This window comes from Sphingobacterium litopenaei (assembly GCF_014692495.1).
Lineage (GTDB): Bacteria > Bacteroidota > Bacteroidia > Sphingobacteriales > Sphingobacteriaceae > Sphingobacterium > Sphingobacterium litopenaei.
The window spans coordinates 1-26,517 of record NZ_JACOIJ010000002.1 but is presented as its reverse complement, the minus strand read 5'-3'; the positions used below and the strand labels follow the sequence as shown (position 1 = coordinate 26,517).

Genomic DNA, 26,517 nt, shown 5'->3' with positions numbered 1-26,517 from the left:
TAGATGTTAAAATTGTAGTTCAATACCAAATAACGACTGTTTAGTATTTGGATTTACACCCAAACCTAAATTACTGTCAATTTCAGGATCGGGTCCTCTATATTTGGTTGATGTGAACAAGTTTCTTCCTACATAATACAGTCTTGCACCTCTAAAGAAATTTTGTTTTGATAAAAGTGATTTTGGAAGATTATATCCTACCCGAATATTTTTCAAACGTAAGAAAGACGCATCTTCAAGCAAACCATCGTCAAATTGATTTACCCTTCCATACTTAGGGTATTTTGTCACATCTCCTGGATTTTTCCAATAATCCATCACATCTTTAGATTGGTTGTATCCAGCGAAGTTATAAGGATTCGCAAAAAAGTACATATCATTGTTAATCATATACTTTCCTTTATTGAAAACAAAATCCATATCAAAGAAAATGTCTTTATATCCTGATGCAAAACCAAAACCACCAATAAATGGAGCATAACGCTCAAGACCTGTACTTTGATTCAAAGCTGTAGCGTTAAAAGTAGATGTCACATTGCTTGGGTCATTATTTGTTTTAGTGATATCTTCTCCAGGAACATACCATTGCATCAATCCAGTCTCTGGATTTACACCCGCCTGCATCGGATAGAAGAATTCAACAGGTTTCCCTACTGCCCAACTCACACCTGTATTAGGGATAATCCAATATTCTTTACCTTGGAAAAGTTCTGTAATCTTTTGCTTGTTATAATTTAAATTAATAAACGGAGTAAAATAGTAATCTGGAGATTTAAATACGTTGAATGAAAGCTCTAAATCAACCCCTGTATTTTTCAATGATCCTACATTTGACGTAATATCTGACCAACCCGAAGAGTAAGGATATGGAACAGAAACTAACATATTTTTAGTCGTTCTATTGTAGAATTCTACGTTGAAATTTACACGATTAAACAAAGCACCTGCAACTCCAACTGTAGTTTTTGTTTGCTCTTCCCATGCTAAATTAGGATTTCCCGGACTACTTACCCCCCATGCAGGTTGCGAATCATATTGAATTGATCCTACAGTAGCTAAAGCCTGATAATTACCAATTGCACTATTTCCTTGCGTACCGATACTTGCCTTAATTCTAAGCTCATTCAACCAGTCAACATCCGAAAGGAAACTTTCTTTTTTAACATCCCACATACCACCTATAGCCCAGAATGTAGCATTTCTGTTATTCTTACCAAAACGAGAAGAGGCATCATTTCTTAAAGTAAAATCTAAATAGTATCTACTTTCATAAGAATACCCTAATCTTCCAAAGAAAGAGTTATAAGCATATTCTGATTTACTTGAACCGACACCCCGCCCTGCAGCAACAGTATTACCCAATAATAATAAACGATCATCCGTCAATCCAGATCCTGATGCTGAAAAACCTTCATTAACATATTTTGTAGATTCCTGACCTAATAATATTGAGAAATCATGAATATCATCAAATAATGTTCTATAATCTACTGTATTAGTAAAAGTAAGCTGTACTCCTTGAGACCAAGATTGAGAGTTTGTACCATTTCCGACAGCTCCGAGATAAGAAGGATAACGTAATGCTGAAGATCTATAGTTATAATAGTCCATACCTCCTTGTGATTTCAAGGTAAGCCCTTTTATAGGTGTTACCTCTAAAAATGCGGTAGGATTAAATGACTGATTCGTACCAACACTTGGCTGCATATCTGCTAAATACTTTGGAGAGTATCTACCTAATCCTGGTATAACCATATCATAATAATCATTACCATCCTCATCTATTGCTGAATAAAAAGGTTGAGCTAGCAATGATAAACCTCCGTTAGTATTGTTTGATCCCCACCCATTGCTTTCTCTCTTATCCTGATCACCCGCTAAATTTAATCCTAGACGTACCCAATCATTCACCTTTGTTGTTAAATTACTACGCAAAGTTCCTCTAGTATAACCAGATCGATACATAACACCTTCTTGATCATAATAAGAACCACTTATAAAGTAAGTAGTCTTAGAAGATCCCCCAGAGAAATTTATATCATATTGTCCAATACCAGTATTCTCACGATAGTAATATTTTCCCCAATCAAAAGTGTCGTCACCCCACTGCTCAACAATGGCATCTACCTGCGCTTGAGTTCTATAGCCGGTCTCTACCCAGAATGACAATAATTCTGGAGTAGTCATAAAGCCTTCGATATGTTTTCTACTGGCAAGATCATTCACCCCTTTTTGCACTCGGGCAGTAATAGTACCACGCTCACCAATTTTCCCTTGTTTGGATTTGAAATATACAACACCATTTGCCGCACGTGCACCATAGATTGAAGTTGCTGCAGCATCTTTCAATACGGTAATACTTTCCCAATCGTCAGGATTTGTAGATACAATAGCGCCAGCATCAGTTGGAATACCATCAACAACAAATAAAGGTGTAGAACTAGCTCCAAGAGAACCTGAGCCATGCAGCCTAATGCTTTGTGTAGCAGAAGGTTCACCATTAGATGTCAATACACTTAATCCTGGTATCTTTCCTTGTAATGCTTCTATAGCATTTGCGTTTGGTCTTCCTTCGATATCCTTAGCCGTAATTGAAGTTTTAGACCCAACAATACTACCAATAGAACGTCCAGATCCGTACCCGATAACTACTACCTCGTCAAGAGATTGATCATTAGGCTGTAATGCAATGGTTAAATTGCTGGAATTTCCTATTGAAACTCTTTGAGATACATATCCGATGAACGATACGTTAAGAGTTGCACCAGCAGGCGCTGAAATTTTGAATCGACCTGAGCCATCTGTTTGAGTAGCAGTATTAGTACCTACGATAGAAATAGAAGCTCCACTAATTGGCGTTCCATCTGACGAAGTAACCAAACCACTCACCTCTCGAGTTTGCGCAAATGACAAGCTTGTCACACATGTCATTGCAAACATAGTACTGAGTAACTTTTGTTTCATAAATATTTGTTTTTGATTAGTAATTGTTAGCGTTGTTATACAACGAATTATCCATTATTTAGATACGGTACTATACAAACATATAAAAAAATATTTTACATTTTTTAACACTTTGCCATTTTTTTTTTAAAAGTTGAATTTTTACCTTCTTGAATACAACAAAAAAAATCCAATTACTTATCAAATAAAACAGGAAAAAGGAGGAAGTATTGAATATTAGAAATTCATTCAAAATTATTTTGTAACAAACCCACAACTTCAAGTACAGTCAATCGGATAGGAGGAACGGGATTAATTCTCGTTCCGACCTTCCACAGCACCGTACGTACCGTTCGGTATACGGCGCTTCCCTAAGTTGTAACACAAACTCGCTTGTATTCTGCCAGTAAAGATGGGTATCCCAGTTGTTTAAGATAGTCGTTGGAAAGGGTTGTTGTCAGTATCCAGCTTTTTGCTGTGTGCCAGTAACTTTTCCTTGTATGTGCCCATTCGTACGCCTTGTATTTACTTACACCTAGTTGTACCAAGTTCCTAATTTTAGACTTGCTGTGTTTCCATTGTTTCCATTTGACCATACGTAACCTACGACGATACATATCCAGATGCCCCAGTTTCGTCCCCATGTCCGCTAGTTTAAAGTAATGCATCCAGCCTGTGAGGTATTCCCTCAAGTAGAGAATTCGCTGTTCATCGCTCCAACCCCAACTACGGCAGGTTAATACTTTAATCTTCGCTTTCATCTTCCCTAGACTTTTAGGGTGAATGCCTAAACGTGATTCCCCTCTGTAATTGTAGAAACTGTAGCCTAGAAATTTAATCTTGGATACATGGCTAACCACACTTTTCTCTTTGTTGACTTTAAGCTTCAGCTTACCTTCAACAAATTTTGTGATCGATTCCATCACTCGTGAGGAGCTCCGTTTACTACGACAAAGTATCATAAGGTCATCAGCGTAACGTACAAATTTGTGTCCTCGAGATTCCAGTTCTTTGTCCAGTTCATCAAGCATAATATTGCTCAAAAGTGGGCTTAGTGGGCCTCCTTGAGGTACACCTTCTGTAGTTACTTTAGTCATTCCGTTTATTTCTACACCTGCTCTCAAGTATCGATGGATAAGTGAGATCAGTCTTCCATCTTTGATCCTGCGTGATAATAATTCAATCAGTTTACTGTGATTCACCGTATCGAAGAACTTCTCTAAGTCCATGTCTACGGAATAATTATACCCCTGTTGAATGTATGACTTGCATTTGAGAAGCGCTTGATGCGCGTTGCGACCCGGACGAAAACCATAGCTGTGGTCACTGAATTCAGGTTCGTAGATTGGTGTCAGGATTTGACTAATGCCCTGCTGGATGAGCCGATCAACTACTGTTGGGATGCCCAGCATTCGCTTTGACCCATTGTCTTTAGGAATTTCGACTCCTCTTACTGCAGAAGGAGAATAATTCTCCTGCTTGATGGATACTAAAAGTTTCTCCTTATGCTCTCTAAGATAATCCCCTAAGGATTCGACGCCCATCTTATCGATACCGCAAGCACCACGATTACAAACCACTTGTAAATAGGCAGCATTCAAGTTCTGGCGGTCAAGGAGTTGTTCTAAAAGTCCATCTACTTTTGTGTTTGTATAGGTGAGGTTCTTTTCAATCATCCCAATAAAAGTCTGCCCTCCCACATAGCATTCGGGTTCCGCCCTATTCTTTTGTGACCAGGTTGATAAACCTTATCAATTTTCTGCATTCTGTCCTTCATTAGGTAATTTTCATGTATTGCCCACTAACTTAAGGTTCATTCCTTCCTTGCTTTGCCGTAAGCAAGTACTACGAAATCGGCTGACTTCTCACAGCTAGCTTTACTCCTTGCTTCTGAAAAAAAACTTCCACAAGTCTGTGAGATTTCCCCGGGTAAGAACGATAACTTTCATCTCATGTGTCTGCTACATTTACCTTGATGCTTCTGTACAGTATAGGACTTTAGTTTGTGTTGCAACCTCATCCAGCGTCGTAGGCCTTATATGTAGTTTCTGTCCGTCAGACCGAGAATTTGCCTGAGGCTTCCTTCAGATTCCACCTCACGGTGGACACCCTTGCCTTCGGCTAACACTTCCAACTGTAATGGCGTGTTCGGGACTTGCACCCTAGAGTTATCGCCCATGCCGGGCGCACAACAAAAAGCCCATGAGTAAATAACTCATGGGCTTATTAAGTATTAAATAAATTTATATTTCTATCTATTTATTCAAATTAGGGTTGTTGATGATTTCGGCTTGTGGAATATCTAAAGTTAATTCATCAGCATTGTATTTGTAAGGCTCACCTTCGAAGAACAAGTGATTTGCTCCACGAGTAACAGTAGCCTTATTACGTTTCATTGCTAAGTATGATTTACCTTCACCCCATAACTCGATTCGAGTTTGTAAGTAAATTTCATCTAACAATTGTTTACCTGACAAGGTATTGATGTATGCATAGTCAGCAGCATTTTTGAAACGTTGCGCTAGTAAAGCTTTCAATGAAGCTATAGCTTTAGCTTCTTGACCTAAATGTGCATTCGCTTCTGCATTCAATAGATACAATTCATCAACACGCATATAGATATAATCCGTAGTAATAGTACGTTGTCCGCCAATGATTAAATCTGGCGCGAAGAATTTACCTAGAGGTAAATAGTCCGCTTCTGCATAGAATTGCGTTTTACGTACGTCATTAGGACGGATAGCATCGTATAAGTCTGCATCAATTCCTTTAGGGTCACCAGCCCAAGTGTAACTGTACGTAAACAAGTCCATTTGTCCCCACCATGACACTAAATCCAGACCTGTAGACACTTGTATATCAGCACCCCACATCCAGCTTGCTGTCTCAATATTATTGAAACCTGCATCCGAGTTAGAAACTTTGTAATCCCATTCCCAGTAACCTTCTGAACCTGATGGTTTCTCAATACTCAACACACCTGCAGCTTGAGAATAAGTAGTCAATGGATAAGCTCCTGAAGTAATAACTTGATTTGTCAAGTCAGCCACTTTTTGCCAGTCTTCTTGAGTACCACGAGCCGCATAAGCATAGGCTAACATGCCTTTAGCTACAGCTTGGTTGATTTCGCCTTTAGTAGATCTCGAGAATCCATTTAATAATTCAACGGCTTCAGTTAAATCCGAAGTAATCAAATCAAAGATCTCTTTAGCAGTTGCTTTCGGTTGGTTAACTTGTGAAGTTGATGTCAATAAAGGAATAACTTTCTCAGAACCTGTACCGTATAATTCTGGTGAATATAAGTTCAACAAATAAAAATAAGCGTTTGCACGAGTAGCTTTAGCTTGAGCAAAAGCGTATTGATCACTTTTAGCTGTCGGAGCCACACCTTCAAATTTGTCGATAATACTATTTGCTGAGAAAATCAACGCATAATAATATCTCCAAGGCGTATAGTTAGGGTTAGCTGTGAAATTTACTGGAGCTGTTAAGTTAGCTAAGTTTTCGTACCAACCGTAGTTAACACCTTCCAAAGCCATATCACCAGACAACAAGTCCATGTAAATATCATAACCTTTTTGACCAAAGTCATCGTGACCAGTAGTACCACCAGTACCTGTTTGGTACATTTGAGCATACATACCCTTGATCAATGACTCCGTACTAGTTTGCTGTGGAGTTAATTTTTCTGTAGGAGTTTTTTCCAAAAAATCCTTTTCACAGCTGCTGAACGAAATTGTAGCAGCAGCCAATGCCATATATATAAATTTATTTTTTGCCATTGTGATTAAAATTTAGCGCGTAAACCAACTGAAATCGTAGAAAGTGGAGAGTACGAATAAGTACTTGTATTACCATTTTCAGATGCTGCTGGGTTGAATCCTTTGCGAGCTGTAGCCATGAATAAGTTATCACCAGATACCCAAACATTCAAGTTGCTCATACCTGCATTCTTAACAAATGCTTGTGTGAATGTATATCCTAAGCGCACGTTGTTCAAACCAAAGTAGTTAGCTTTAGTCAAGAAACGTGAAGACAAAGAAGTTACACTTGGATCTGCACTTGAGTTGTTAGAGATACGTGGTACATCAGTGATGTCTCCTTCTTTTTGCCATCTGTTAAACATATCTGTATGCCAGTTGTTAGAACCTACATATCCATTACCCATTAAACCTGCATATGCATAGTCATAAGCGTAACCACCGATACGGTAAACAAATTGAGCCGCTAAATCAAAGTTTGCATATCCTGCACTTAAGTTGAAAGCACCTCTTAATTTTGGTAAAGATGTTTTACCTATGTAGTATTGAGTAGCTTGAGCATAAGTTTTTGTAACACCTTCTTTAATTTCAAGGTTATTTACATTATCAAACTGAGACAATGAAGCAATTTGCTCACCTGCATCAAACTGACCATTACCATTATTATCAGTATAGAATACTTTCCAAGTACTAGCACCATCCAAAGGATCTACACCAGCGAAGTCACGCATATAGTAATCAAAGATAGATCTGTCTTTAGCCCATGCATATGGAGACTGAACATCGATGTCTTTTGGAAGATTTGTAGTTGGGTCAGTAGGCATTTTAGTGATTTTATTTGTGAATGTTTCACCATTTACGCTCACATTAAAATAGCCTTTATCTGATTTCCAAACATGACCTGTTACATCAAATTCTAAACCTTGGTTTCTTAAGTTACCTTCGTTTACTTTAATCAAAGCAAAACCTGTAGATGTACCAAAACGTTTGTTGAAAATTAAGTCTGAAGTATTTTTCACATAATATTCAACTGAAGCAGATACATATTTACCTAAATCGAATTCAGCACCAACTTGGAACATTTTTGAAGTTTCCCAAGTTAAATCTGGGTTACCTTTAGTTTCGAAGATTGTAGCAGCTTGGTCATTTACATTTTGTACATCGTACAAATCATATCCTGAGTAGTAACCTACACCAGCTTGGTCACCCAACAATCCGTAAGAAGCTTTTAATTTCAAATAAGGAATAGTTGAGTTATTCGCGAAGAAATCTTCGTTAGACACAATCCAACCAGCACCGATAGATCCGAAAGTTCCCCATTTGTCATTCAAGAAACGAGAAGAACCGTCACGACGTACTGTACCTGACAAGTAATATTTACGAGAGAAATCATAGTTTACTTGACCAAAGAACGATTCTAATGTATAATCATTTTTGTATGATTTAACTGGATCAGAAACGGCAACGTTGTTGAACTCTAAGATATCGTTATCTACCAAGTTGTAACCTGATACCGTTTGAACACTTGATACATAATCAGTAACCTCGTGAGCAACCAATGCCTCTAAGTTGTGACCACCACCAAATGATGTTTTATAACGTAATAAATTCAACAAGTTCAAGTTCTTCAACTCTGTAGTTTGACGGTATAAGCTACCACCTTGAGAAGCTGCAGAACCATAGAATTTATTACCTCTATCTGTATATACGTTATTATAGTACTCCATACCTAAAGTGTTTTCGAAAGTCAACCCTTTAATGATATTGAAGTTTAAGTAACCACGGCCCGATAATTCATTTCTATTATGACGGTTAATGTCATATGTAGCATCTGAAATCGCATTTGTCAATGAACCAAAACGACGACCATTGCTATCACCATAGTCATATTGGTAACCACCAAAAATATCATCCGCAATCATCTCACCTGTAGAAGTACGTTTGAATAATGGGTAGATAGATGGCATGTTGTCTACAAACCAGAAGATCGATCCTGAATCTGAAGATTGACCATTATTATTACGTTGTGTACGTGCGTAGTTTAAGTTAACGCCAGCATTCAACCAAGGCGTAATTTTTTGGTTCAAATTCAAACGACCTGAGAAACGCTCGAAATCTGAGTTTACTGAATAACCTTTATCATTCAAATAACCAAATGATGTGAAGTAATCAGATTTTTCTGTAGAACCACCAAATTTCACGTTTGCATCTAGGCGATTAGAATTTTGGAAAGCATAATCTTCCCAGTTTTCTGGATTCCAACTTCTTTTAATATTAGAATTGAAAGTACGTGTCTCTGGATCGATCATTTGCGAAACGTCAGAAGTTTCCCAAATATTGTTAGCTGGTCTCAAACCAACGCCACTTGATCTAAACAACATTTGATTAGCGTAATTGATATATTGCGCTTCTGTAGTATATGTTGGTTTACCTCCTGAAGTCAAAAGACGAGCGTAGTTATATAAACCTTCCCAGCCTAATGCTACATATTCTTCTGGTGATTTAATAACATCATAACGTGGCAATAAAGACATGTTTACACCGTAGTTGACATCAGCTTCAATGAAAGAATCTTTACCACGACCTGTTTTAGTAGTCACGATGATAACACCATTGGCACCACGTGAACCGTAGATAGCTGTTGCAGCCGCATCTTTCAATACTGTTACGTTTGCGATATCGGCATTGTTGATAGAAGTTAAATTTCCTGAGTAAGGAACTCCATCAACAACGTAAAGAGGATCTCTACTACCGTTTACAGAACCAAAACCACGAACACGGATAGTAGATGAAGTACCAGGCTGACCCGATGAAGTAGTTACTTGCAAACCAGCAACCTCACCAGTTAAGGCTTGTGAAATATTTGAAACATTTTTCTTTTCAATATTCGCTGCGTCAATTCTTTTTGCAGAACCTGTGAAAGCTTCTTTTGTAGTGCTACCGTAACCAACAACTACCACTTCTTCTAAAGCTGTATCTTCAGATTCTAAAATGATAGAAACAACTGTAGAGTTTCCAAGAATAACACGCTGAGTTGTGTAACCGATTGATGAAGCTACGATAGTAGCTCCCGGAGCCGCTGATAAGGTAAAACTACCTGAAGCGTCAGTTTGTGTTGCGAAAGTAGTACCTACTACAGAAATAGATACACCACTCACTGGTGCCCCATCCTTAGATGTTACTTTACCACTCACTTGACGATCTTGCGCATACGTCGAACTTGCAAGGCAAGCCAGCGCAAACATAGTACTGAGTAACTTTTGTTTCATGTGTTTATTAATTGTTTTAAAAATTTTACATATTAATTGCACATGCAACCCAGAAAGGCAAATAGACGGTAGACGACTATCTATTAATGAATTGCATATTTATGCTCTTCATTAATTCAGAATAAATAATTCGTTAGTAAATATAACGTTTGTTTAACATTTTTTAACAAACGGAAGGCAAATCTATAGTATTGAAGTTGTTATTGCAAGTTTTTTAACAAAAAAACATTTTGCTTAGCAATCCTCAACAAAAAGCCTATACTAACTAAAAATTATGCAAACAATCCTTCTGTTAACATAGATTCGAAAAAACAAACAATAAACAGAATAATATTTGGAACATCATATTTTAAACAAAATTTTCATATTTGTATGTCGTATTATTAAAATCCATTTCTAATGACATCCACATAACATTACAATCTTTTCTATCTTTGTACCATGAGATTTGATATCATTACGGTTTTACCCTCCTTATTAGAAAGTCCTTTTGCGCATTCTATTCTTCAGCGCGCGCAGAAAAAAGGATTAGCAGAAATTCATGTCCACAATCTTCGTGACTATGCTTTTAATAAGCACAAATCTGTAGATGATTATCCTTATGGTGGTGGATCGGGCATGGTGATGCAAATCGAACCCTTTGCTCTTTGTATTGAAAAGTTAAAAAGTGAACGTGACTACGATGATATTATTTACATGACTCCTGATGGAGTAACCTTAAATCAAGGAATTGCAAATGATCTTTCCACCAAACAGAATATTATCATACTTTGCGGTCATTATAAAGGGATAGACCAGCGCATTCGCGACGTTTTTGTTACAAAAGAAATTTCGATAGGCGATTACGTTTTGTCAGGAGGAGAATTACCAGCGGCTATAGTGGTAGACGCAGTAATACGTTTGATTCCAGGCGTATTATCCGATGAGACGTCAGCATTATCGGATTCTTTTCAAGACGGTTTATTGGATGCTCCTATTTATACGCGTCCTGCAGAGTGGAGAGGACTTCGTGTTCCAGATATTTTGTTGAGTGGAAATGAAGCAAAAATTAATGAATGGCGTGATGAACAACAGTTATTACGTACTAAGGAAAGAAGACCTGACTTATTAAATGATTAATCATTTTGATGATTTTTTATTTTTTTATTAAATAATATTTGATTGTATAAAAATAATTACAATATTTGTAATATAAATGAAAACGAATTTTACATATCAATTGTGGTGGTGGCCTGAAGCGAAAAGCATCGGGTAATGACTTATTGGTATTCTAAGATAGAACATTTTTATTAAATCAACCAAAACCATTTAAGCCCGATGTAAATACATCGGGCTTTTTTATTATTATTGACAACATTTTAAAAAATATGAGATACTCATTTAAAACTAATTATAAAAAAATACTTGCTGATACGACCACGCCAGTAAGTATTTATTTAAGATTAAGGGATACGTTTCCTAATAGTCTTTTATTAGAGAGTTCCGAATACCATAGTCGCGACAACAACATTAGCTATATCTGTTGTCAGCAAATTGGCGGCATAACTTTAAATGAAGAAGAGTTAACTATTTCGTATCCAAATCAAGTTAAACAAATCAAAAAAGCTGCTGATATCAATCTTCGAGAGGAAGTATCGACATTCAGACAAGCTTTTGATAGTATAGAGTTGCCTGAAGTTAATGTGATTTCAAATGGTCTTTTTGGCTATTTTACATTTGACGCTGTGGAACATTTTGAAGACATCAAGTTGACTGCCACCACAAATGAAGCTCGCCATATTCCTTTTATGCAATATCATATCTACAAATATGTTATTGCCATTGACCATTTCCGAAACCAATTGTACATTTTCGAGAATCTTTTGGAAAATGAAGAATCAGACTTAACCCGTTTGGAATATTTGATTCAAAACAAAAACTTCCCAGAATATTCTTTTGAGGTAAAAGGAAGTGAATCTTCGAATATGACTGACGATGAATTCAAAGCATTAGTCGAAAAAATGAAAGTACATATCCAGCGCGGAGATGTATTCCAAATTGTACCATCAAGAGGTTTTTCTACGCCTTTCGCAGGTGACGAATTTAATGTTTACCGCGCCCTTCGTTCCATTAACCCGTCTCCTTATTTATTTTATTTCGATTATGGTGATTTCAAATTATTTGGTTCATCACCAGAAGCACAAATTACCATCAAAAAAGGAGAAGCTACCATCTATCCTATTGCCGGTACATTCAAACGTACAGGTAATTTAGAAGAAGACGAAAAAATTGCAGAATCCTTAAAGAATGACCCTAAAGAATCCGCTGAGCACGTCATGTTAGTTGATTTGGCCAGAAATGATTTGAGTAGACATTGTCATAGTGTAGAAGTAAAATCCTACAAAGAAGCACAGTATTATTCGCATATTATCCATTTGGTATCAAAAGTATCAGGGAAATTAAAAGAAAATGCCAATCCTTTTGATGTGGTGGGTGATACTTATCCTGCTGGAACACTTTCTGGCGCACCTAAACATATGGCCCTGACACTTATCGATAGATACGAAGGCTTACAACGTTCATTCTATTCAGGAGCTTTGGGATATATGGGCTTCAATGGCGATTTTAACCACGCTATTATGATTCGTTCTTTCTTGAGTAAAAAGAATGTATTACATTATCAAGCAGGTGCAGGAATTGTATTGGATTCCGACCCAGAAAAAGAACTTCAAGAAGTAAATAATAAAATAGCAGCATTACGCAGAGCTTTAGATTTAGCGCAAAATATATGATACGTCCGTTAGAATATTGTACCGACAAAAAACATTTCAATGATTCGATAGCGACTATAGAAGAGCGCATCAACGAATTGGAAGAATTAAAAAAACAATACGTCAAAAAAGCAGAAACATTTGAAAAAATCGATTCGATTTTAAAGAATGAAGTAGTTTCAGATAAGATGAAAGCAAATAAAATATTGGTCATAGACAACTATGATTCATTTACATATAATCTTGTTCACCTTTTACAAGAACTGAAGTACGAATACGTCGTGGTTCGTAATGATAAGTTTGAACTGGATTATGTAGAACAATTTGACAAAATATTATTGTCTCCAGGCCCTGGTATTCCCGAAGAGGCTGGATTCTTGATGGAAGTTATCCGTAGATACGCACCTACTAAGAGTATTTTAGGGATTTGTCTTGGGCAACAAGCTATTGCGGAAGTTTTCGGTGGAACGTTATTCAATCTTCCAAAACCTTTGCATGGGGTAGCTACATCGATTAAAGTCACTGATAAATCAGAAAAGCTGTTTAAAAACTTTCCTAAAGATTCTAAAATAGGACGTTATCACTCTTGGGCTGTAGACCCGAATACCTTGCCGGATTCACTACACGTGACTGCAGTGGACGACAACGGAATTATTATGGCCTTAGCGCATAAAGAATATGATGTACGTGGGATGCAATTCCATCCAGAATCTGTGCTGACTGACAACGGTAAATTACTTATTGCTAACTGGTTAAAATAAGCTATGACTATTTTAGATACAATCGTAGAAAGAAAAAAACAAGAAGTAGCTGCAGCTAAGGCTAAGGTTTCTTTACAAGAATTGACCACTTATCCATTATTCGAGAGAACGTGCTATTCCGTAAAAGATTCTGTACTGCATGCCGATAGAACGGGAATAATCGCAGAATATAAGCGTGCTTCGCCTTCCAAAGGATTAATAAATGGACACTCATCTGTAGAAGAAGTCGTTTTAGGTTATCAAAATGCAGGAGCTTCAGCTATTTCGGTTTTGACCGACGCAGATTTCTTTCAAGGTTCGTTGGAAGATTTGACAAAAGCAAGAGCGGTATTGACTATTCCGTTATTGCGCAAGGAATTTATCGTGGACAGATACCAAATCGCTGAAGCAAAAGCTTACGGTGCAGACATCATATTGTTGATAGCGGCATGTCTTACTCCTGCAGAGATCGAAGAATTTTCAACTTACGCAAAATCTTTAGGTTTAAACGTGCTTCTTGAAGTACACAATGAGGAAGAATTGGTTCAAAATATTTTTCCAACCATAGATGCTATCGGGGTCAACAACCGTAATTTAAAAGATTTTTCTGTATCCCTAGATCATTCATATGATTTGGTAAACAAAATCCCTGATAATTATATCAAAGTGTCAGAAAGCGGAATTTCGGATGCAGAAACTATAAAAGATTTAAAATCTAAAGGATTTAATAGCTTTTTGATCGGCGAAAATTTTATGAAAACTCATGATCCAGCCGCAGCTATTAAAGAATTTGTCAATTTATTATAATAAAGGAGAAGTGATACACTTCTCCTTTTAACAAAAATTATTTATCCTCGACTTGTAGTTCGAAATTTAACTCTAATATATTTTTTCCTACGAAAGCCTTTTCGTAATCGTCCCTATTCCAATCTCCTCGTTCAATTTTAGACTTTTCACCATCTTTCAGTTCTCGAAGTACATATTTTAGTTTTTTCGGAGTTTTTGACACATTATCTTTTCCGAGAATAAAATAAGATAACACACCAGTTACTTCATATTTTCCTACAACATCATTTCCATCTCCATATTTTTTTTCACGAGGAACAAACAACGCCCCTTGATCAGTTTCAGAATTTTGATTTAGAATAAAATTCCCACCTTGTAAGAAAGCCTTATACTTATCAGCAGTCACTTTATTTTTTATAAAATTATCTTGGATCTCATTACCCTCTTTATCCCATGTCTTGAGCTCAATTTTGTAAGCTACATCAGCTTTTATTTTAGCTACGTTATTAATAGGTGGTGTAGTTTTATCAAATTTCAAGACCAAGGGTTGCCCCAAAATTCCATTATCTAATCCATGAAAATGATCTCCATGGGGAAGCACATCATCCCCTAAGACAGGTGTAAAAATTAATTCAGATCTACTTAGATCTAGGTCAGCAGTGTAATCTTCTTTGTTATCACAAGATGTCAAAACACCAATTACACATAATACAGCATACAAATTGATTGTGATTTTTCTTAACATAATTTTTTAATTGATAATAAACATTAAACTAAGTTGTTGCAACAATGTTGCAAATATATAAATAATATATTAACGCAACATTGTTGCCTTTAATATTTTATAAATTTATATGTACTTTTGCATCATGTCTGTAAAAATTGGTGAAAATATTGACCTTGTTGAGTTTCCTTTGTTGTTAGCTCCAATGGAAGATGTGAGCGATCCTCCCTTTCGTTATGTGTGCAAGCAAAATGGTGTTGATTTGATGTATACAGAATTTATATCCTCAGAAGGGTTAATTCGTGATGCTGCAAAATCACTTCAAAAATTGGATATTTTTGAATATGAACGACCTATTGGCATTCAAATTTTCGGCGGTGATATCGAAAGTATGCGTCAATCTACGGAAATATGTACCAAAGCAAATCCGGATTTGATCGATATTAATTACGGCTGTCCCGTAAAAAAAGTGGTTTGTAAAGGTGCAGGTTCTTCACTTTTACAAGACATCGACAAAATGGTTGCGATGACCAAAGCGGTAGTTGAAGCTACACATTTGCCAGTGACTGTAAAAACACGATTGGGTTGGGATGATAATACAAAAAATGTATACGAAGTTGCAGAAAGATTGCAAGATGTAGGTATCAAGGCACTATCGATTCACGGTCGTACTAGAGCGCAATTGTACAAAGGGCAAGCGGACTGGACAATGATTCGTGATGTGAAACGCAATCCACGTATTAAAATTCCGATTTTTGGGAATGGCGATGTAGATTCTGTCGAAAAAGCAGCAGCTTGGCGTCAAGAATTTGAAGTTGACGGGATAATGATTGGGCGCGCGGCGATTGGCTATCCTTGGATTTTCAGAGAAATCAAGCATTTCTTCAACACAGGAGAAAGATTACCTGGGCCGACGATTGCAGAACGTGTGGAGGTTTGTAAAACACACCTTATTAAATCCATCGAGTGGAAAGGGAACAAAACAGGGATTTTCGAAATGCGCAGACACTATGCAAATTATTTCAAAGGCATTCCAAATTTCAAAGATTATCGTGTAAAATTAGTGGGACTTTCCAACGAACAAGAAATCTTAGAAGTTTTAGAAGATATTAAATATAATTTTACAGAAATAGCCGTCTAAAAAACGGCTATTTTATTTTGTTAAAAGGCAAAACCAACACCAATCATTCCTTTACCCGTCACTGCATCTCCGGGCCCACGATCTCCAATAAATTTTCGGGCTATCCCCAGATTTAATTCAAAAACAAACTTTTTCTTTGCAACCCATTTTCCTCCTAATCCAAACCCCAATCCACCTGTAGTATACACTGCACTTTTACCTCTGTTGCTTTCGTCAGTCCAGAATACATTGTCATATTCTCTACTGATTGTAATAGGAACAAAACCTTCTACATAGAACCCAGAAGCGTATTTGCTTCCAAAATAAGCTCTATAAAAAGGTGAAATCTGCGTAAAATCTTCAAGATTATCTCCGAATCCAAAAATAGCATTTGCTCCTACCCCAGAATCTTCTGAGATCAATCGTTCATAAGAAGCATTTAATGCTAAACCTCCAATAAGCCAGAATGGGTCTATTAGAATATCACTTTTTCTATAATTAGGCAGTTCTTCGGGATTTTGGGCAAAGGCGCCAAAAATTGATGAAAGAATCATCATCGAAAGTAAAAATCTCTTCATAAAATAATTATATATTAACCTCTAATATATAACTATTTTTTAATCTTACCAGTTATATTGACAATAAATTTTCTTTCTAAATAAAAAACAAATACTAACACTAACACCAACAGAAAATTGCTCAACCAAACATTATTGTCCAACACAAAGTACATGAAAGCTGTCGAGGCAACAGATATCAACATGTAGCCTACTGCTTTGATCACATTGTACGGAATAGCATAATTCTTCTGTCCTAGAATGTAAGAAAGGGTAACCATTACAAAATAGGTAAGTGTAGTAGACAATGCTGCCCCTACATAAGAATAAGTTGGAATCAATACAATATTTAATATTACTGTAATTATCGCTCCAACTCCTGAAATATATAATCCATATCTCGTTTGATCAGATAATCTATACCAAATAGAAAGATTCATATAAATTCCTAAAAGGACATTATTAAACAATAATATTGGCACAATATGTAAACCAGACCAATATACTTCTCTTTCTAATTTCCCTCCTCGAATGAAATCCTTCAGCCAAGAAATATTTGCACAGAGACCTATCATTACTATCACCATCGCTATGATAAAATATTCCATTATTTTGGCATACACCTGCTTGGAATTTTCATTTTTCGCATAAGAAAAGAAAAATGGTTCTGCTCCCAATCGAAATGCCGTCACAAAAAGATTAAGGAAAATCGCAATCTTTGCTACAGCACCATAGATTCCCAAATCCCGTTCTCCCTCAGTGGTTGGAACAAGTTTTGGAAACATCATTTTGTCCAAATGTTCATTAATAATAAAGGAAATGTTTGCAATAAGTATGGGGAAGCTATAACTAATCATGCTTTTGATCAAAGCAGCATCAATCTTAAATGAAAACTTAGCAATTTGTGGTATCAACAAGGCTAATGTAACTACACTCGCTATCAAATTAGAAATAAACACATTACCTAACCAACCTTCTCTAAACCATCCTTCAGCAAGCTCTTGCCAAAATGTATATTTATCTATCAAGCTCGGAAGCCAATACAACAAAAATAGATTACAGAATACCAATACACCAATATTGACAATCTTAATGGCGCCATATCGGATAGGTCTTCCTTCCGCACGCAAACGCGCAAAAGGAACCACCGCCAAGGCATCGGCACCTAAAATAACCGCAAACAATTTTACGAAAATGATATATTCAGCAGGATTGAGGTCAACAGATTTTATAAAAGATGCTATAGGTTGCGCAAAGATGAACATTGTCGCTACGAATATTACAGTAGCAAACAGCGTCACGATAAAACTATTATTAAAGACTTTTTCCTTATCTTCTTTTTCTACACGCTGCAAATAACGGAAGTAGGTCGTTTCCATACCAAATGCCAAGATGGCATTAATCATGGCCGCATAAGAATATAAATTAGTGAATATCCCGTAGATGGACGACTCAAACTTGCGAAGAAAAACTGGCGTTAGTAGAAAATTTAAGACACGCGCGATAATAGTAGTCAATCCGTAGATTACGGTATCACTTAGGAATTTTTTTATGCCCGACACAATAGATGAATTATTTAAGACGCTTTAGAACTTCGAAATTTTTGAAACCTTTTATATCAGAAGTTTCTTCTACATCTAATGATTCTACCTCAGCACGGTCTGGTCCTTCATGGCAAAATTCCACTAACGAGTCTAGTGTAAAACTATCCCCTTCAGCTTCTATATAGACAGAACCATCATTAAGATTAACGACAAAACCTTTAGCTCCCAATTGGTCAGCTACAGCTTTTGTCGTTGCTCTAAAATAAACGCCTTGTACTTTACCTTTTACTTTGATATTAATGTGTTTCATTAAAGCAAAAGTAAGCAATTATATAATTCTTTCTAATGTAACCTCGTCAGTGATTTTTAAATTGGTTATATTTTTTAACAAGACCAATCCAGGAGTCTTTCCTACTTCTAATGAACCAAGCTCTTTTTCAAGCCCCAATGCTTTAGCGCCATTAATTGTAGCCCATTTAATCGTTTCCAGAATATTCAACTCGCGATTTGCTTGATGCAATGTCTTCAGCTCATCCAAAATACTCAAAGTATTATTAGAAGCTAAACTATCCGTACCTAATGCAATATCAAATTTGTGATTATTAAATAATTGAACCTTCGGTAAAACATTTTCAATGTAAAGATTGGCTTTCGGACAAAGACACAAAGTTACTTTTCGCCCCATTCTCGTAATAAAATCCAAATCTTTAATAGAAGTATAGGTATTATGTACTAGAATAGTATGATTAGACGCTGGCAGATAATTCAAATAAGATTGAATCGAATTGCGGGCTTGCGCTTTAAATTCCTTTAAGTCTAGCCCTATCTTCTCATAAAAATTCAAGAAATCACCTGTTTTATATCGGAACAATTTATTCTCCTCTTCACTCTCTTGATTGTGAATAGAAATAATATTGTCTTCGCTTACAGACTTCTTAAAAGCCTTGAATAATGATTTAGAACAAGAATAAGGAGCATGAGGTGTAATAGAAGAATGCCTAGAATCAAAATAAAACTCGATATCTCGTGCCTCATCAATCTTTGCATTCACCTCCTCTTCCTTAAGACCTATAATCTCAACAAAAGTATGGTAAACAATTTTACTAGTATTTTTTATCTCTGCAGAAATAGCAGTATTTGCATGATCACCCACTGCTTGAATCCCATTTTCAAACATGAATTGATCTGCTTTTTGCATTGCGGTTATTATCTCTTCTGTATCTTTACCTCTATTTTCCATTACTTTCCCAATGAATTCCAATAGTCCAGTCTTTTCAGGAATAACGTTGAATAAATGAGATAACTCCAAATGACAATGCGTGTTCACAAATCCTGGAATTAACACTCCGGAAAATGATTTAACATCAGCTTTATTAATAGATGTATCTATATCCTTATAGACACCTATTACCTTCCCATCCTCTATAGCTACTATACCATTTTTTATAGGATCTGACGTTACAGGAATAACATAATCAGCGGAAAAGTATTGTATCATTTAATTTTATGTGTGTGTTGTGTGATTTTAAAAAATAAGATTTCTCCAATTTTTTGAGAAAGATACAATTTTTTAGTAATAATTATATCATTTTTTTATTAATACCATAAAAAAAAGGTAGATTTGCTTTATCGAATAGGGGTGCCTTGTTTACAACACAAAGACAGGCTGAGATTATACCCGGTTTAATTTATAGGAAAATAAATTAAACACACCTGATCTGGATAATGCCAGCGTAGGGAATGGGCGGTTAAATAGAAGTTGCTGTAACCCCTTGCAGTAATTAGGTTTAACTCAAAAAAACAGAATTATTTTATGTTTAAGCAATTTATTGCTACTGGGGCATTGAGCCTCATCGCGACTGTATGTTTCGCACAACAAATTATTACCGTCAAAGTGGTAGATGAGAAATCTACAGCTCTTAAAAACGCGACTGTCGTATTAGGAAACACAGCGAAACAGACGGACAATAACGGTACCGTACAATTCAATATGCAAAATCCAAGTTCTTTATTACTGAATGTAAAACATTTGGGATATAAGGAATTCAGCATTCGTACATTAGCAAATCAATTAGAATATAATGTACAGCTGCAATTAGCTACCATTCAATCCGATGCTATTTTTGTCTATGCTACACGCGCAAAAGAAAATTCAGCTACTACGTTTAAAAATTTAGACAAAGAGGAAATAAAGAAAAATAATCTGGGACAAGATATTCCTTATTTATTAGATCAAACTCCTGGGGTTATCATTGGTTCGGATGCTGGCGCAGGAATTGGGTATACCAATATGACGATCCGTGGATCAGACAATCAGCGCATCAATGTTACTTTAAATGGCATTCCGCTAAATGATGCCGAAAGCATGGGTTCCTTCTTTATAAATCTTCCAGATTTTGCATCGAGCACCGAAAGTATTCAAATCCAACGCGGTGTTGGAACTTCTACAAACGGAGCTGGAGCATTTGGTGCTTCGTTGAATATCCAAACGGATGCTTTGGAAACGAAGCCTTATGCAGAATTAAATAACAGCTTTGGATCGTACAAGTCTTGGAAAAATACAATCAAAGCAGGAACAGGCTTGATTAATAACAAATTTGCCTTTAACACCAGACTGTCTCGCATCAGTTCTAATGGTTATATAGAGCGAGCAACATCGGACTTGAAATCGCTTTATTTGGATGGCGGATTGTATACGGATAAACATATTTTAAAAGCTACTGTTTTCACTGGAAAGGAAAAAACCTACCAAGCTTGGTATGGAACTCCCGAACCTTTGTTGACTGGTGATAGAACTGCTTTGGAAGACTATGCCAATAATGCTTTTGGATTATATTCAGGTAGCGAATTCGAACGTCTTCTAAACGCAGATAGACGTTATAATTATTATACTTATGACAATCAAACGGATAACTACACACAAACGCATTCTCACCTACACTATACCTACATTGCAAATGAAAAATGGAATTTAAACGCAGCATTGCATTATACACGCGGAGCGGGTTATTATGAAGAATTCCGAGAAAATGACAGATTATCCAAATACGGTATTCCAAATTTGGTTCAAGGTGGGAGCACTATTGCAAAATCGGATTTAGTACGTCAAAAATGGTTAGACAATCATTTCTATGGCACAACCTTTTCAGCGAACTATAAACCATCTAATGCATTAAACTTTACTTTTGGGGGAGCCTATAATGAATATTTGGGTGACCATTATGGTGAAGTAAAATCTGTAGAAATCTATCCAAATCAACTATTTGATGATAAATATTATTTCAATGATGCTAAGAAAAAAGATTTCAATACATATTTAAAAACAGACCTCAAATTAAATGATTGGCTATTCAACTTAGATGTACAATACCGAAACGTAAATTATCGTGTCAATGGCGATGACGACAAGGTAAAATCAATCAATTTTAAGGATAACTTACACTTTGTCAATCCTAAATTTGGTATAACTTATTTTTTGAATCCAAATTCCAACATATACGCATCATACGCTTACGCTAGCAAGGAACCTATTCGTAAGGACTATGTAGAAAATCCGCGTAATGAATTTCCAAAACCAGAGAAAATGCAGGACATAGAGGCTGGATACCGATTTAGAAATGAAAATTTCAATGTGGGAACAAATTTTTATGCGATGTTATACAAAGATCAATTAATTCCTACGGGGCAATTGAATGATACTGGAGGGGAGATTCGTGTAAATATCCCTAAAAGCTACCGCATTGGTTGGGAATTGGATGCTAGCTGGGCTATTCATCCTAAATTTATTTGGTCAGCAACCGCAGCTTTGAGCGAAAATAAAATTAAAAACTTCATAGAATACGTCACTGTACTGGATGATGAATGGGAATTTGTGAAAGAAGAACAATTCTATTATAAGAACACGCAAATTGCAAAAGCGGCCAACACCATTCTTTCAAACAATTTCACGTATTTGCCTACAGAAAAATGGTCTATTTCACTATTGACAAAATATGTTTCAAGAGTATATTTAGATAATAGTTCGGCTAAAGAACGTTCTATTGATCCTTTCACCTATACAAATCTGAAATCACAATATTCGTTTTCGGCTCTTGGAATCAAAAATATAGACTTATTAATATCTGTAAATAATATTTTCAACTCAAAATATGTTACCTCAGGATATACCTGGGGACAGATATTTGAATCCAAAGGCACCCGTGATTATTATAATTTTTACTACCCGCAGGCTACTACAAACTTCTTAGTAGGGCTCAATTTGAGATTTTAATTTTTTTACTGAATATTTATTTTGGCGGTAATCAGTTAGATTACCGCTTTTTTGTGCGTGATGAAATTTATACTTTTACATCATGCGAGCAGTTATTCAACGAGTATCACATGCATCCTGTACGGTAGATGATAAGATTACAGGAGCTATTGAACAAGGATTATTAGTTTTATTGGGTGTTGAAGAGGAAGATAAAAATGACGATTTGGAATGGTTAGCCAATAAAATTGTCAATCAACGCATTTTTTCGGACGAAAATGGATTGATGAATAAATCCATTCAAGACATCAACGGGAATATTTTGCTTATTTCTCAATTTACACTTTTTGCACAAACAAAAAAAGGCAATAGACCCTCTTTCATCCGTGCGGCAAAACCAGATAAAGCGAAACCGATGTACGAAGAAATGGCTAAACTATTGACTTCGTTACTGAATAAAGAAGTTCAATTAGGCATTTTCGGAGCCGATATGAAAATAGATTTACGCAATGATGGCCCTGTAACGATTATAATGAATACCAAAGACAAGGATAATTTTTAATTGATTATGACGATAAAAGAAGCCCAAGAAATTGTAGACAAATGGATCACCACTACTGGAGTTCGTTATTTCAATGAATTGACGAATACAGCGATGCTTATGGAAGAAGTAGGGGAAGTTGCTCGCATTATGGCGCGTCAGTATGGAGAACAGTCTTTCAAAAAGTCTGACAAAGAAGTCAATTTAGCTGATGAAATGGCGGACGTGCTTTTCGTTTTAATCTGTCTCGCGAATCAGACTGGCGTAGATTTAACGGAAGCGCTGCAAAAGAATTTAGATAAAAAAACTAACCGCGATTCTGAACGTCATAAAAATAACGAAAAGCTAAAGTAATCGTATATTAATCAATTTTCGGAAATTCATTTAACAAGATAATTAATACTAAAAATTATTCATCAAAAATAATCTAGTTAGTATATAGATTTTATATATTTGTATCATTAACTATTTTAATTCGTGAACAATGAAGCAGATATACCAACTCACCACATTTTTGTTTTTAATCGTGCTAAGTGCAAATCTTAATGCACAAACCAAAACACTAAAAGGATATGTACGTAGCAATAACGCACATATTGCAGGAGCCACAGTTCGAACAAATGATGGCATTTCCAAGACTACAAATGCGCAAGGCGAATATTCCCTTGAATTATCCGATAAATCACAATCCATTACGGTATCTTTTGTTGGATATACTTCCCTTACCAAGCACATATCCGAAGCTATTAATAACACGTTAGATTTTGATCTTGAATCCAAATCTTTGGATGAAGTAGTCGTAATAGGTAGCCGCGCCGTACCGCGCACGAATCTGGAATCCACAGCTCCAGTAGATGTCATCGATATTAAAAATCTAACAAAAGATGTAGCACAAGTCTCTTTAAATCAACTATTGAATTATGTTGCTCCCTCTTTTAATTCCAATACACAGGTTATTTCAGATGGTACAGATCATATAGACCCTGCTTCATTAAGAGGTTTAGGTCCCGATCAAGTCTTGGTTTTAATAAATGGCAAACGTCGTCATACCACTTCTGTCGTGAATATCAATGGTACTTTTGGTAAAGGTTCTGTTGGTACAGACTTAAATGCTATTCCTACCGCAGCTATTAAACGTATTGAGATTCTTCGTGATGGTGCTGCCGCGCAGTATGGTTCGGACGCGATCGCGGGAGTAATCAATATTATATTAGAAGATAATGTACAAGAATTACGTGCATCGGCAACATATGGTGGATATGCATCAAAAAATGCAGAAGATAAATTTGATGGTCAGACTGTACAAGCCAACTTAAACTTTGGTTTACCCCTGGGAAATCAAGGTGGATACATTAACTTCTCAGGTTCTTATGACTTCCGTGAACCGACAAACAGACAAAAAGAATTTACAGGGGTAATCTTTTCCGATTACAACAACCCAACAGAATATCCAAATCCTACAGGAGCAAATATCACAGATGCGGAATTGGCAAAAAGAGGCCTTACACGCGGAGATTTCGTTTCACGTATTGGTCAAGCACAAACAAGAGGAGGAGCATTGTTCTTCAATTCGGTTATTCCTTTAAATGAACATGCAGAAGTATATGCTTTTGGTGGTTTGAATTATCGTAATGGTGAGTCAGCGGCTTTCAGAAGACAACCGGCACAACTAACCCAAAATATAAGCGAAATCTATCCTTTAGGTTTTCTTCCCTTAATTGTTACAGACAATTATGACCAATCGTTTGCTACGGGTATTAAAGGAAAAATTGGCGAATGGAATGCAGATTTCTCTAATTCCTTTGGCAGAAATTCCATAGATTTTAAAACGGAAAACACCTTAAATGCCTCTTTGCTTAAAGCTTCACCTACTAGCTTTGACGATGGAGGCTACCGTTTTGCTCAAAATACGACCAACTTCGATATCAACAGATTTTTTGAAAACAGCTTAGCTGGAATTAACGTAGCATTTGGATTAGAGCATCGCTATGAAAACTATAAAATAGTAGCTGGAGAAGAGGCTTCTTATGCTGATTATGGCAAAGCATTACGGGTCGGAACGGATGCTAATGGAAATGCTATATTGATACCAAATATCAATGGAAATGTGCAAACACGATTTGCAGCAAATGGTAGTCCATATGCTTCAGGAGCACAAGCCTTTGGAGGATTTAGACCAGATAATGCGGTGAACGAATCACGTTCATCTGTTGCTGCTTATGGTGATGTAGAGGTGAACTTTAGCCCAAGCTTCTTAGTCACAGGAGCATTACGTTTTGAAAACTATTCAGATTTTGGTTCTACATTAAATTGGAAATTGGCTACACGTTACAAAATAGATGAACGCTTTAATTTTAGAGCTGCTGCTAGTACGGGATTCCGTGCTGCATCTTTGCACCAAAGATATTTTAATGCCACATCTAGTTTATTCGTAGAAGGACAAATTATTAACTCTGGTACTTTTACAAACGATAGTCGTCCAGCGCAATTATTAGGTATTCCTTCCTTGAAACAAGAAACATCACATTCGTATAGTGCTGGTCTTACAGGAAACTTTGGCAAATTAAAAGCCACTGTAGATGGATATTATATTCGTATTGATGACCGCATTGTGTACACGGGTAATTTCTCTGGTTCAAATGCGGCTGCTGCGAGCGAACAAGACAAAGAAATCTATGCGTTACTTCAAACAGCGAATGCTTCTTCGGCGAGATTCTTTGCCAATGCGATTGATACGGAAACAAAAGGTTTAGACGTAGTTTTTACCTATAATGAAAACATAGGAAAAGGCACATTGCGCACAGATTTATCAGGAACATTTGTTAAAACTAATATTTTAGGCGACATCAAAGCGTCAGAAAAATTATCGGGCAAGGAAAGTATTTATTTTGACCAAGCTTCTCGAATCTATTTGGAATCCGCTGTTCCTCGTCAGAAAATCAACCTTTCGTTCAATTACACGGTAGATAAGTTTAATGTATTCTTACGCAATGTATACTTTGGTGAAGTAGAAGGTGCTACCAATGTAGATGCTGACAGACAAACATTCGGCAGTAAGGTGGTTACAGATTTAAGTTTAGGATATCAGTTGACTAAAAACTTAAAATGGACTATTGGTGCGAACAATCTTTTTGATGTTTACCCAGATAAAGTTCGTGACGGAAGTTCTTTACAAGGTGCTGGATATTTCTTATATTCTCGAACCGGACAACAATTTGGATTTAATGGGCGATTTGCGTTCACTCGCTTAGCATTGACATTATAAAACTCCTATCAAAAGGGGAGAAAAATCGAGGGCACTGAAAAAGTTTCTATTTTTTTAAGAGACTTAAAAAAATGACTGAGTATAGTATTAAGCTTACTCAGTCATTTTTGTTTTAGGGATTTCTGGAAGATTGTTTATTAGTTGTCCTTATTGTAAGTTTAGTCAATAAGGATATGCTATTTGGCTCTTATTATCCCAATTTGACATTTTTAAAGCTAATACCCCTGCTTTTTTAGATTAATTTCAGGATTCTTTTCATGTTTACAGT

The 26,517-nt window shown here is 36.2% G+C and carries 18 protein-coding genes; 9 read left to right on the top strand and 9 right to left on the bottom strand.

Going from position 1 to position 26,517, the window contains the following annotated elements:
- Positions 1-6: 6 nt before the first annotated feature.
- The 4 genes from H8B04_RS01355 to H8B04_RS01340 all read right to left on the bottom strand — a co-directional run bounded on the left by H8B04_RS01355 (position 7) and on the right by H8B04_RS01340 (position 9,973).
- Positions 7-2,964: a SusC/RagA family TonB-linked outer membrane protein gene (locus H8B04_RS01355; protein WP_190301214.1), complete on the bottom strand. Its 2,958-nt coding sequence runs from the start codon at positions 2,962-2,964 to the stop codon at positions 7-9.
- Positions 2,965-3,314: 350 nt separating this feature from the next.
- Positions 3,315-4,619, bottom strand: a complete 1,305-nt coding sequence (gene ltrA, locus H8B04_RS01350) for a group II intron reverse transcriptase/maturase (protein WP_223815200.1) — start codon at positions 4,617-4,619, stop codon at positions 3,315-3,317.
- A gap of 579 nt (positions 4,620-5,198) precedes the next feature.
- The gene (locus H8B04_RS01345; protein WP_190301213.1) at positions 5,199-6,725 is read right to left on the bottom strand and encodes a RagB/SusD family nutrient uptake outer membrane protein; all 1,527 of its coding nucleotides are present in this window, start codon (positions 6,723-6,725) and stop codon (positions 5,199-5,201) included.
- A gap of 5 nt (positions 6,726-6,730) precedes the next feature.
- Positions 6,731-9,973: a SusC/RagA family TonB-linked outer membrane protein gene (locus H8B04_RS01340; RefSeq protein ID WP_165292143.1), complete on the bottom strand. Its 3,243-nt coding sequence runs from the start codon at positions 9,971-9,973 to the stop codon at positions 6,731-6,733.
- A 441-nt stretch (positions 9,974-10,414) separates the two neighbouring features.
- Between H8B04_RS01340 and trmD the strand changes: the two genes are divergently transcribed.
- The 4 genes from trmD to trpC all read left to right on the top strand — a co-directional run bounded on the left by trmD (position 10,415) and on the right by trpC (position 14,270).
- A complete protein-coding gene (gene trmD / locus H8B04_RS01335; RefSeq protein ID WP_190301212.1) occupies positions 10,415-11,092 on the top strand; it encodes a tRNA (guanosine(37)-N1)-methyltransferase TrmD in 678 nt (225 codons plus the stop codon).
- Between the two features lie 248 nt (positions 11,093-11,340).
- On the top strand, positions 11,341-12,744 hold the full coding sequence (locus H8B04_RS01330; RefSeq protein ID WP_190301211.1) for an anthranilate synthase component I family protein: 1,404 nt from the start codon (positions 11,341-11,343) through the stop codon (positions 12,742-12,744).
- 167 nt (positions 12,745-12,911) lie between these two features.
- Entirely contained in the window at positions 12,912-13,484 is a 573-nt protein-coding gene (locus H8B04_RS01325; protein WP_165292144.1) for an anthranilate synthase component II, read from the top strand.
- Between the two features lie 3 nt (positions 13,485-13,487).
- Positions 13,488-14,270 carry an indole-3-glycerol phosphate synthase TrpC gene (gene trpC, locus H8B04_RS01320; RefSeq protein ID WP_165292140.1) on the top strand — a complete coding sequence of 261 codons (783 nt, stop codon included), beginning with the start codon at positions 13,488-13,490 and terminating at the stop codon, positions 14,268-14,270.
- A 37-nt stretch (positions 14,271-14,307) separates the two neighbouring features.
- Here trpC and H8B04_RS01315 read toward each other — a convergent pair whose 3' ends face one another.
- The gene (locus tag H8B04_RS01315) at positions 14,308-14,994 is read right to left on the bottom strand and encodes a hypothetical protein (RefSeq protein WP_165292139.1); all 687 of its coding nucleotides are present in this window, start codon (positions 14,992-14,994) and stop codon (positions 14,308-14,310) included.
- Between the two features lie 124 nt (positions 14,995-15,118).
- On the opposite strand from H8B04_RS01315, the gene dusB reads away from it, so the two are divergent.
- Positions 15,119-16,114: a tRNA dihydrouridine synthase DusB gene (gene dusB, locus H8B04_RS01310; RefSeq protein ID WP_165292138.1), complete on the top strand. Its 996-nt coding sequence runs from the start codon at positions 15,119-15,121 to the stop codon at positions 16,112-16,114.
- 20 nt (positions 16,115-16,134) lie between these two features.
- Here the strand turns inward: dusB and H8B04_RS01305 are convergent, their stop codons facing one another.
- The 4 genes from H8B04_RS01305 to H8B04_RS01290 are packed head-to-tail and all read right to left on the bottom strand — an operon-like array spanning position 16,135 to position 19,692.
- Positions 16,135-16,671, bottom strand: a complete 537-nt coding sequence (locus tag H8B04_RS01305; protein WP_190301210.1) for a hypothetical protein — start codon at positions 16,669-16,671, stop codon at positions 16,135-16,137.
- 32 nt (positions 16,672-16,703) lie between these two features.
- A complete protein-coding gene (locus H8B04_RS01300) occupies positions 16,704-18,212 on the bottom strand; it encodes a lipopolysaccharide biosynthesis protein (RefSeq protein ID WP_165292136.1) in 1,509 nt (502 codons plus the stop codon).
- A gap of 10 nt (positions 18,213-18,222) precedes the next feature.
- Positions 18,223-18,504 (bottom strand): acylphosphatase, encoded by a 282-nt coding sequence (locus H8B04_RS01295; RefSeq protein WP_165292135.1) that lies wholly within the window; start codon positions 18,502-18,504, stop codon positions 18,223-18,225.
- Positions 18,505-18,522: 18 nt separating this feature from the next.
- A complete protein-coding gene (locus H8B04_RS01290; protein WP_190301209.1) occupies positions 18,523-19,692 on the bottom strand; it encodes an amidohydrolase family protein in 1,170 nt (389 codons plus the stop codon).
- Positions 19,693-20,007: 315 nt separating this feature from the next.
- Between H8B04_RS01290 and H8B04_RS01285 the strand changes: the two genes are divergently transcribed.
- From H8B04_RS01285 to H8B04_RS01270, 4 genes are all read left to right on the top strand, one after another.
- Entirely contained in the window at positions 20,008-22,464 is a 2,457-nt protein-coding gene (locus H8B04_RS01285) for a TonB-dependent receptor (protein WP_190301208.1), read from the top strand.
- 82 nt (positions 22,465-22,546) lie between these two features.
- Positions 22,547-23,005, top strand: a complete 459-nt coding sequence (gene dtd / locus H8B04_RS01280) for a D-aminoacyl-tRNA deacylase (protein WP_165292132.1) — start codon at positions 22,547-22,549, stop codon at positions 23,003-23,005.
- Positions 23,006-23,011: 6 nt separating this feature from the next.
- Positions 23,012-23,338 carry a nucleotide pyrophosphohydrolase gene (locus H8B04_RS01275; RefSeq protein ID WP_165292131.1) on the top strand — a complete coding sequence of 109 codons (327 nt, stop codon included), beginning with the start codon at positions 23,012-23,014 and terminating at the stop codon, positions 23,336-23,338.
- Between the two features lie 130 nt (positions 23,339-23,468).
- Entirely contained in the window at positions 23,469-26,249 is a 2,781-nt protein-coding gene (locus H8B04_RS01270) for a TonB-dependent receptor (RefSeq protein WP_190301207.1), read from the top strand.
- The last annotated feature ends 268 nt before the right edge of the window (positions 26,250-26,517 follow it).

What these genes read in the sequence shown, in the direction of transcription:
- H8B04_RS01355 (WP_190301214.1), bottom strand. Translation starts at nt 2,964, where the DNA reads ATGAAACAAAAGTTACTCAGTACTATGTTTGCAATGACATGTGTGACA.
- ltrA (WP_223815200.1), bottom strand. Translation starts at nt 4,619, where the DNA reads ATGATTGAAAAGAACCTCACCTATACAAACACAAAAGTAGATGGACTT.
- H8B04_RS01345 (WP_190301213.1), bottom strand. Translation starts at nt 6,725, where the DNA reads ATGGCAAAAAATAAATTTATATATATGGCATTGGCTGCTGCTACAATT.
- H8B04_RS01340 (WP_165292143.1), bottom strand. Translation starts at nt 9,973, where the DNA reads ATGAAACAAAAGTTACTCAGTACTATGTTTGCGCTGGCTTGCCTTGCA.
- trmD (WP_190301212.1), top strand. Translation starts at nt 10,415, where the DNA reads ATGAGATTTGATATCATTACGGTTTTACCCTCCTTATTAGAAAGTCCT.
- H8B04_RS01330 (WP_190301211.1), top strand. Translation starts at nt 11,341, where the DNA reads ATGAGATACTCATTTAAAACTAATTATAAAAAAATACTTGCTGATACG.
- H8B04_RS01325 (WP_165292144.1), top strand. Translation starts at nt 12,912, where the DNA reads ATGAAAGCAAATAAAATATTGGTCATAGACAACTATGATTCATTTACA.
- trpC (WP_165292140.1), top strand. Translation starts at nt 13,488, where the DNA reads ATGACTATTTTAGATACAATCGTAGAAAGAAAAAAACAAGAAGTAGCT.
- H8B04_RS01315 (WP_165292139.1), bottom strand. Translation starts at nt 14,994, where the DNA reads ATGTTAAGAAAAATCACAATCAATTTGTATGCTGTATTATGTGTAATT.
- dusB (WP_165292138.1), top strand. Translation starts at nt 15,119, where the DNA reads ATGTCTGTAAAAATTGGTGAAAATATTGACCTTGTTGAGTTTCCTTTG.
- H8B04_RS01305 (WP_190301210.1), bottom strand. Translation starts at nt 16,671, where the DNA reads ATGAAGAGATTTTTACTTTCGATGATGATTCTTTCATCAATTTTTGGC.
- H8B04_RS01295 (WP_165292135.1), bottom strand. Translation starts at nt 18,504, where the DNA reads ATGAAACACATTAATATCAAAGTAAAAGGTAAAGTACAAGGCGTTTAT.
- H8B04_RS01290 (WP_190301209.1), bottom strand. Translation starts at nt 19,692, where the DNA reads ATGATACAATACTTTTCCGCTGATTATGTTATTCCTGTAACGTCAGAT.
- H8B04_RS01285 (WP_190301208.1), top strand. Translation starts at nt 20,008, where the DNA reads ATGTTTAAGCAATTTATTGCTACTGGGGCATTGAGCCTCATCGCGACT.
- dtd (WP_165292132.1), top strand. Translation starts at nt 22,547, where the DNA reads ATGCGAGCAGTTATTCAACGAGTATCACATGCATCCTGTACGGTAGAT.
- H8B04_RS01275 (WP_165292131.1), top strand. Translation starts at nt 23,012, where the DNA reads ATGACGATAAAAGAAGCCCAAGAAATTGTAGACAAATGGATCACCACT.
- H8B04_RS01270 (WP_190301207.1), top strand. Translation starts at nt 23,469, where the DNA reads ATGAAGCAGATATACCAACTCACCACATTTTTGTTTTTAATCGTGCTA.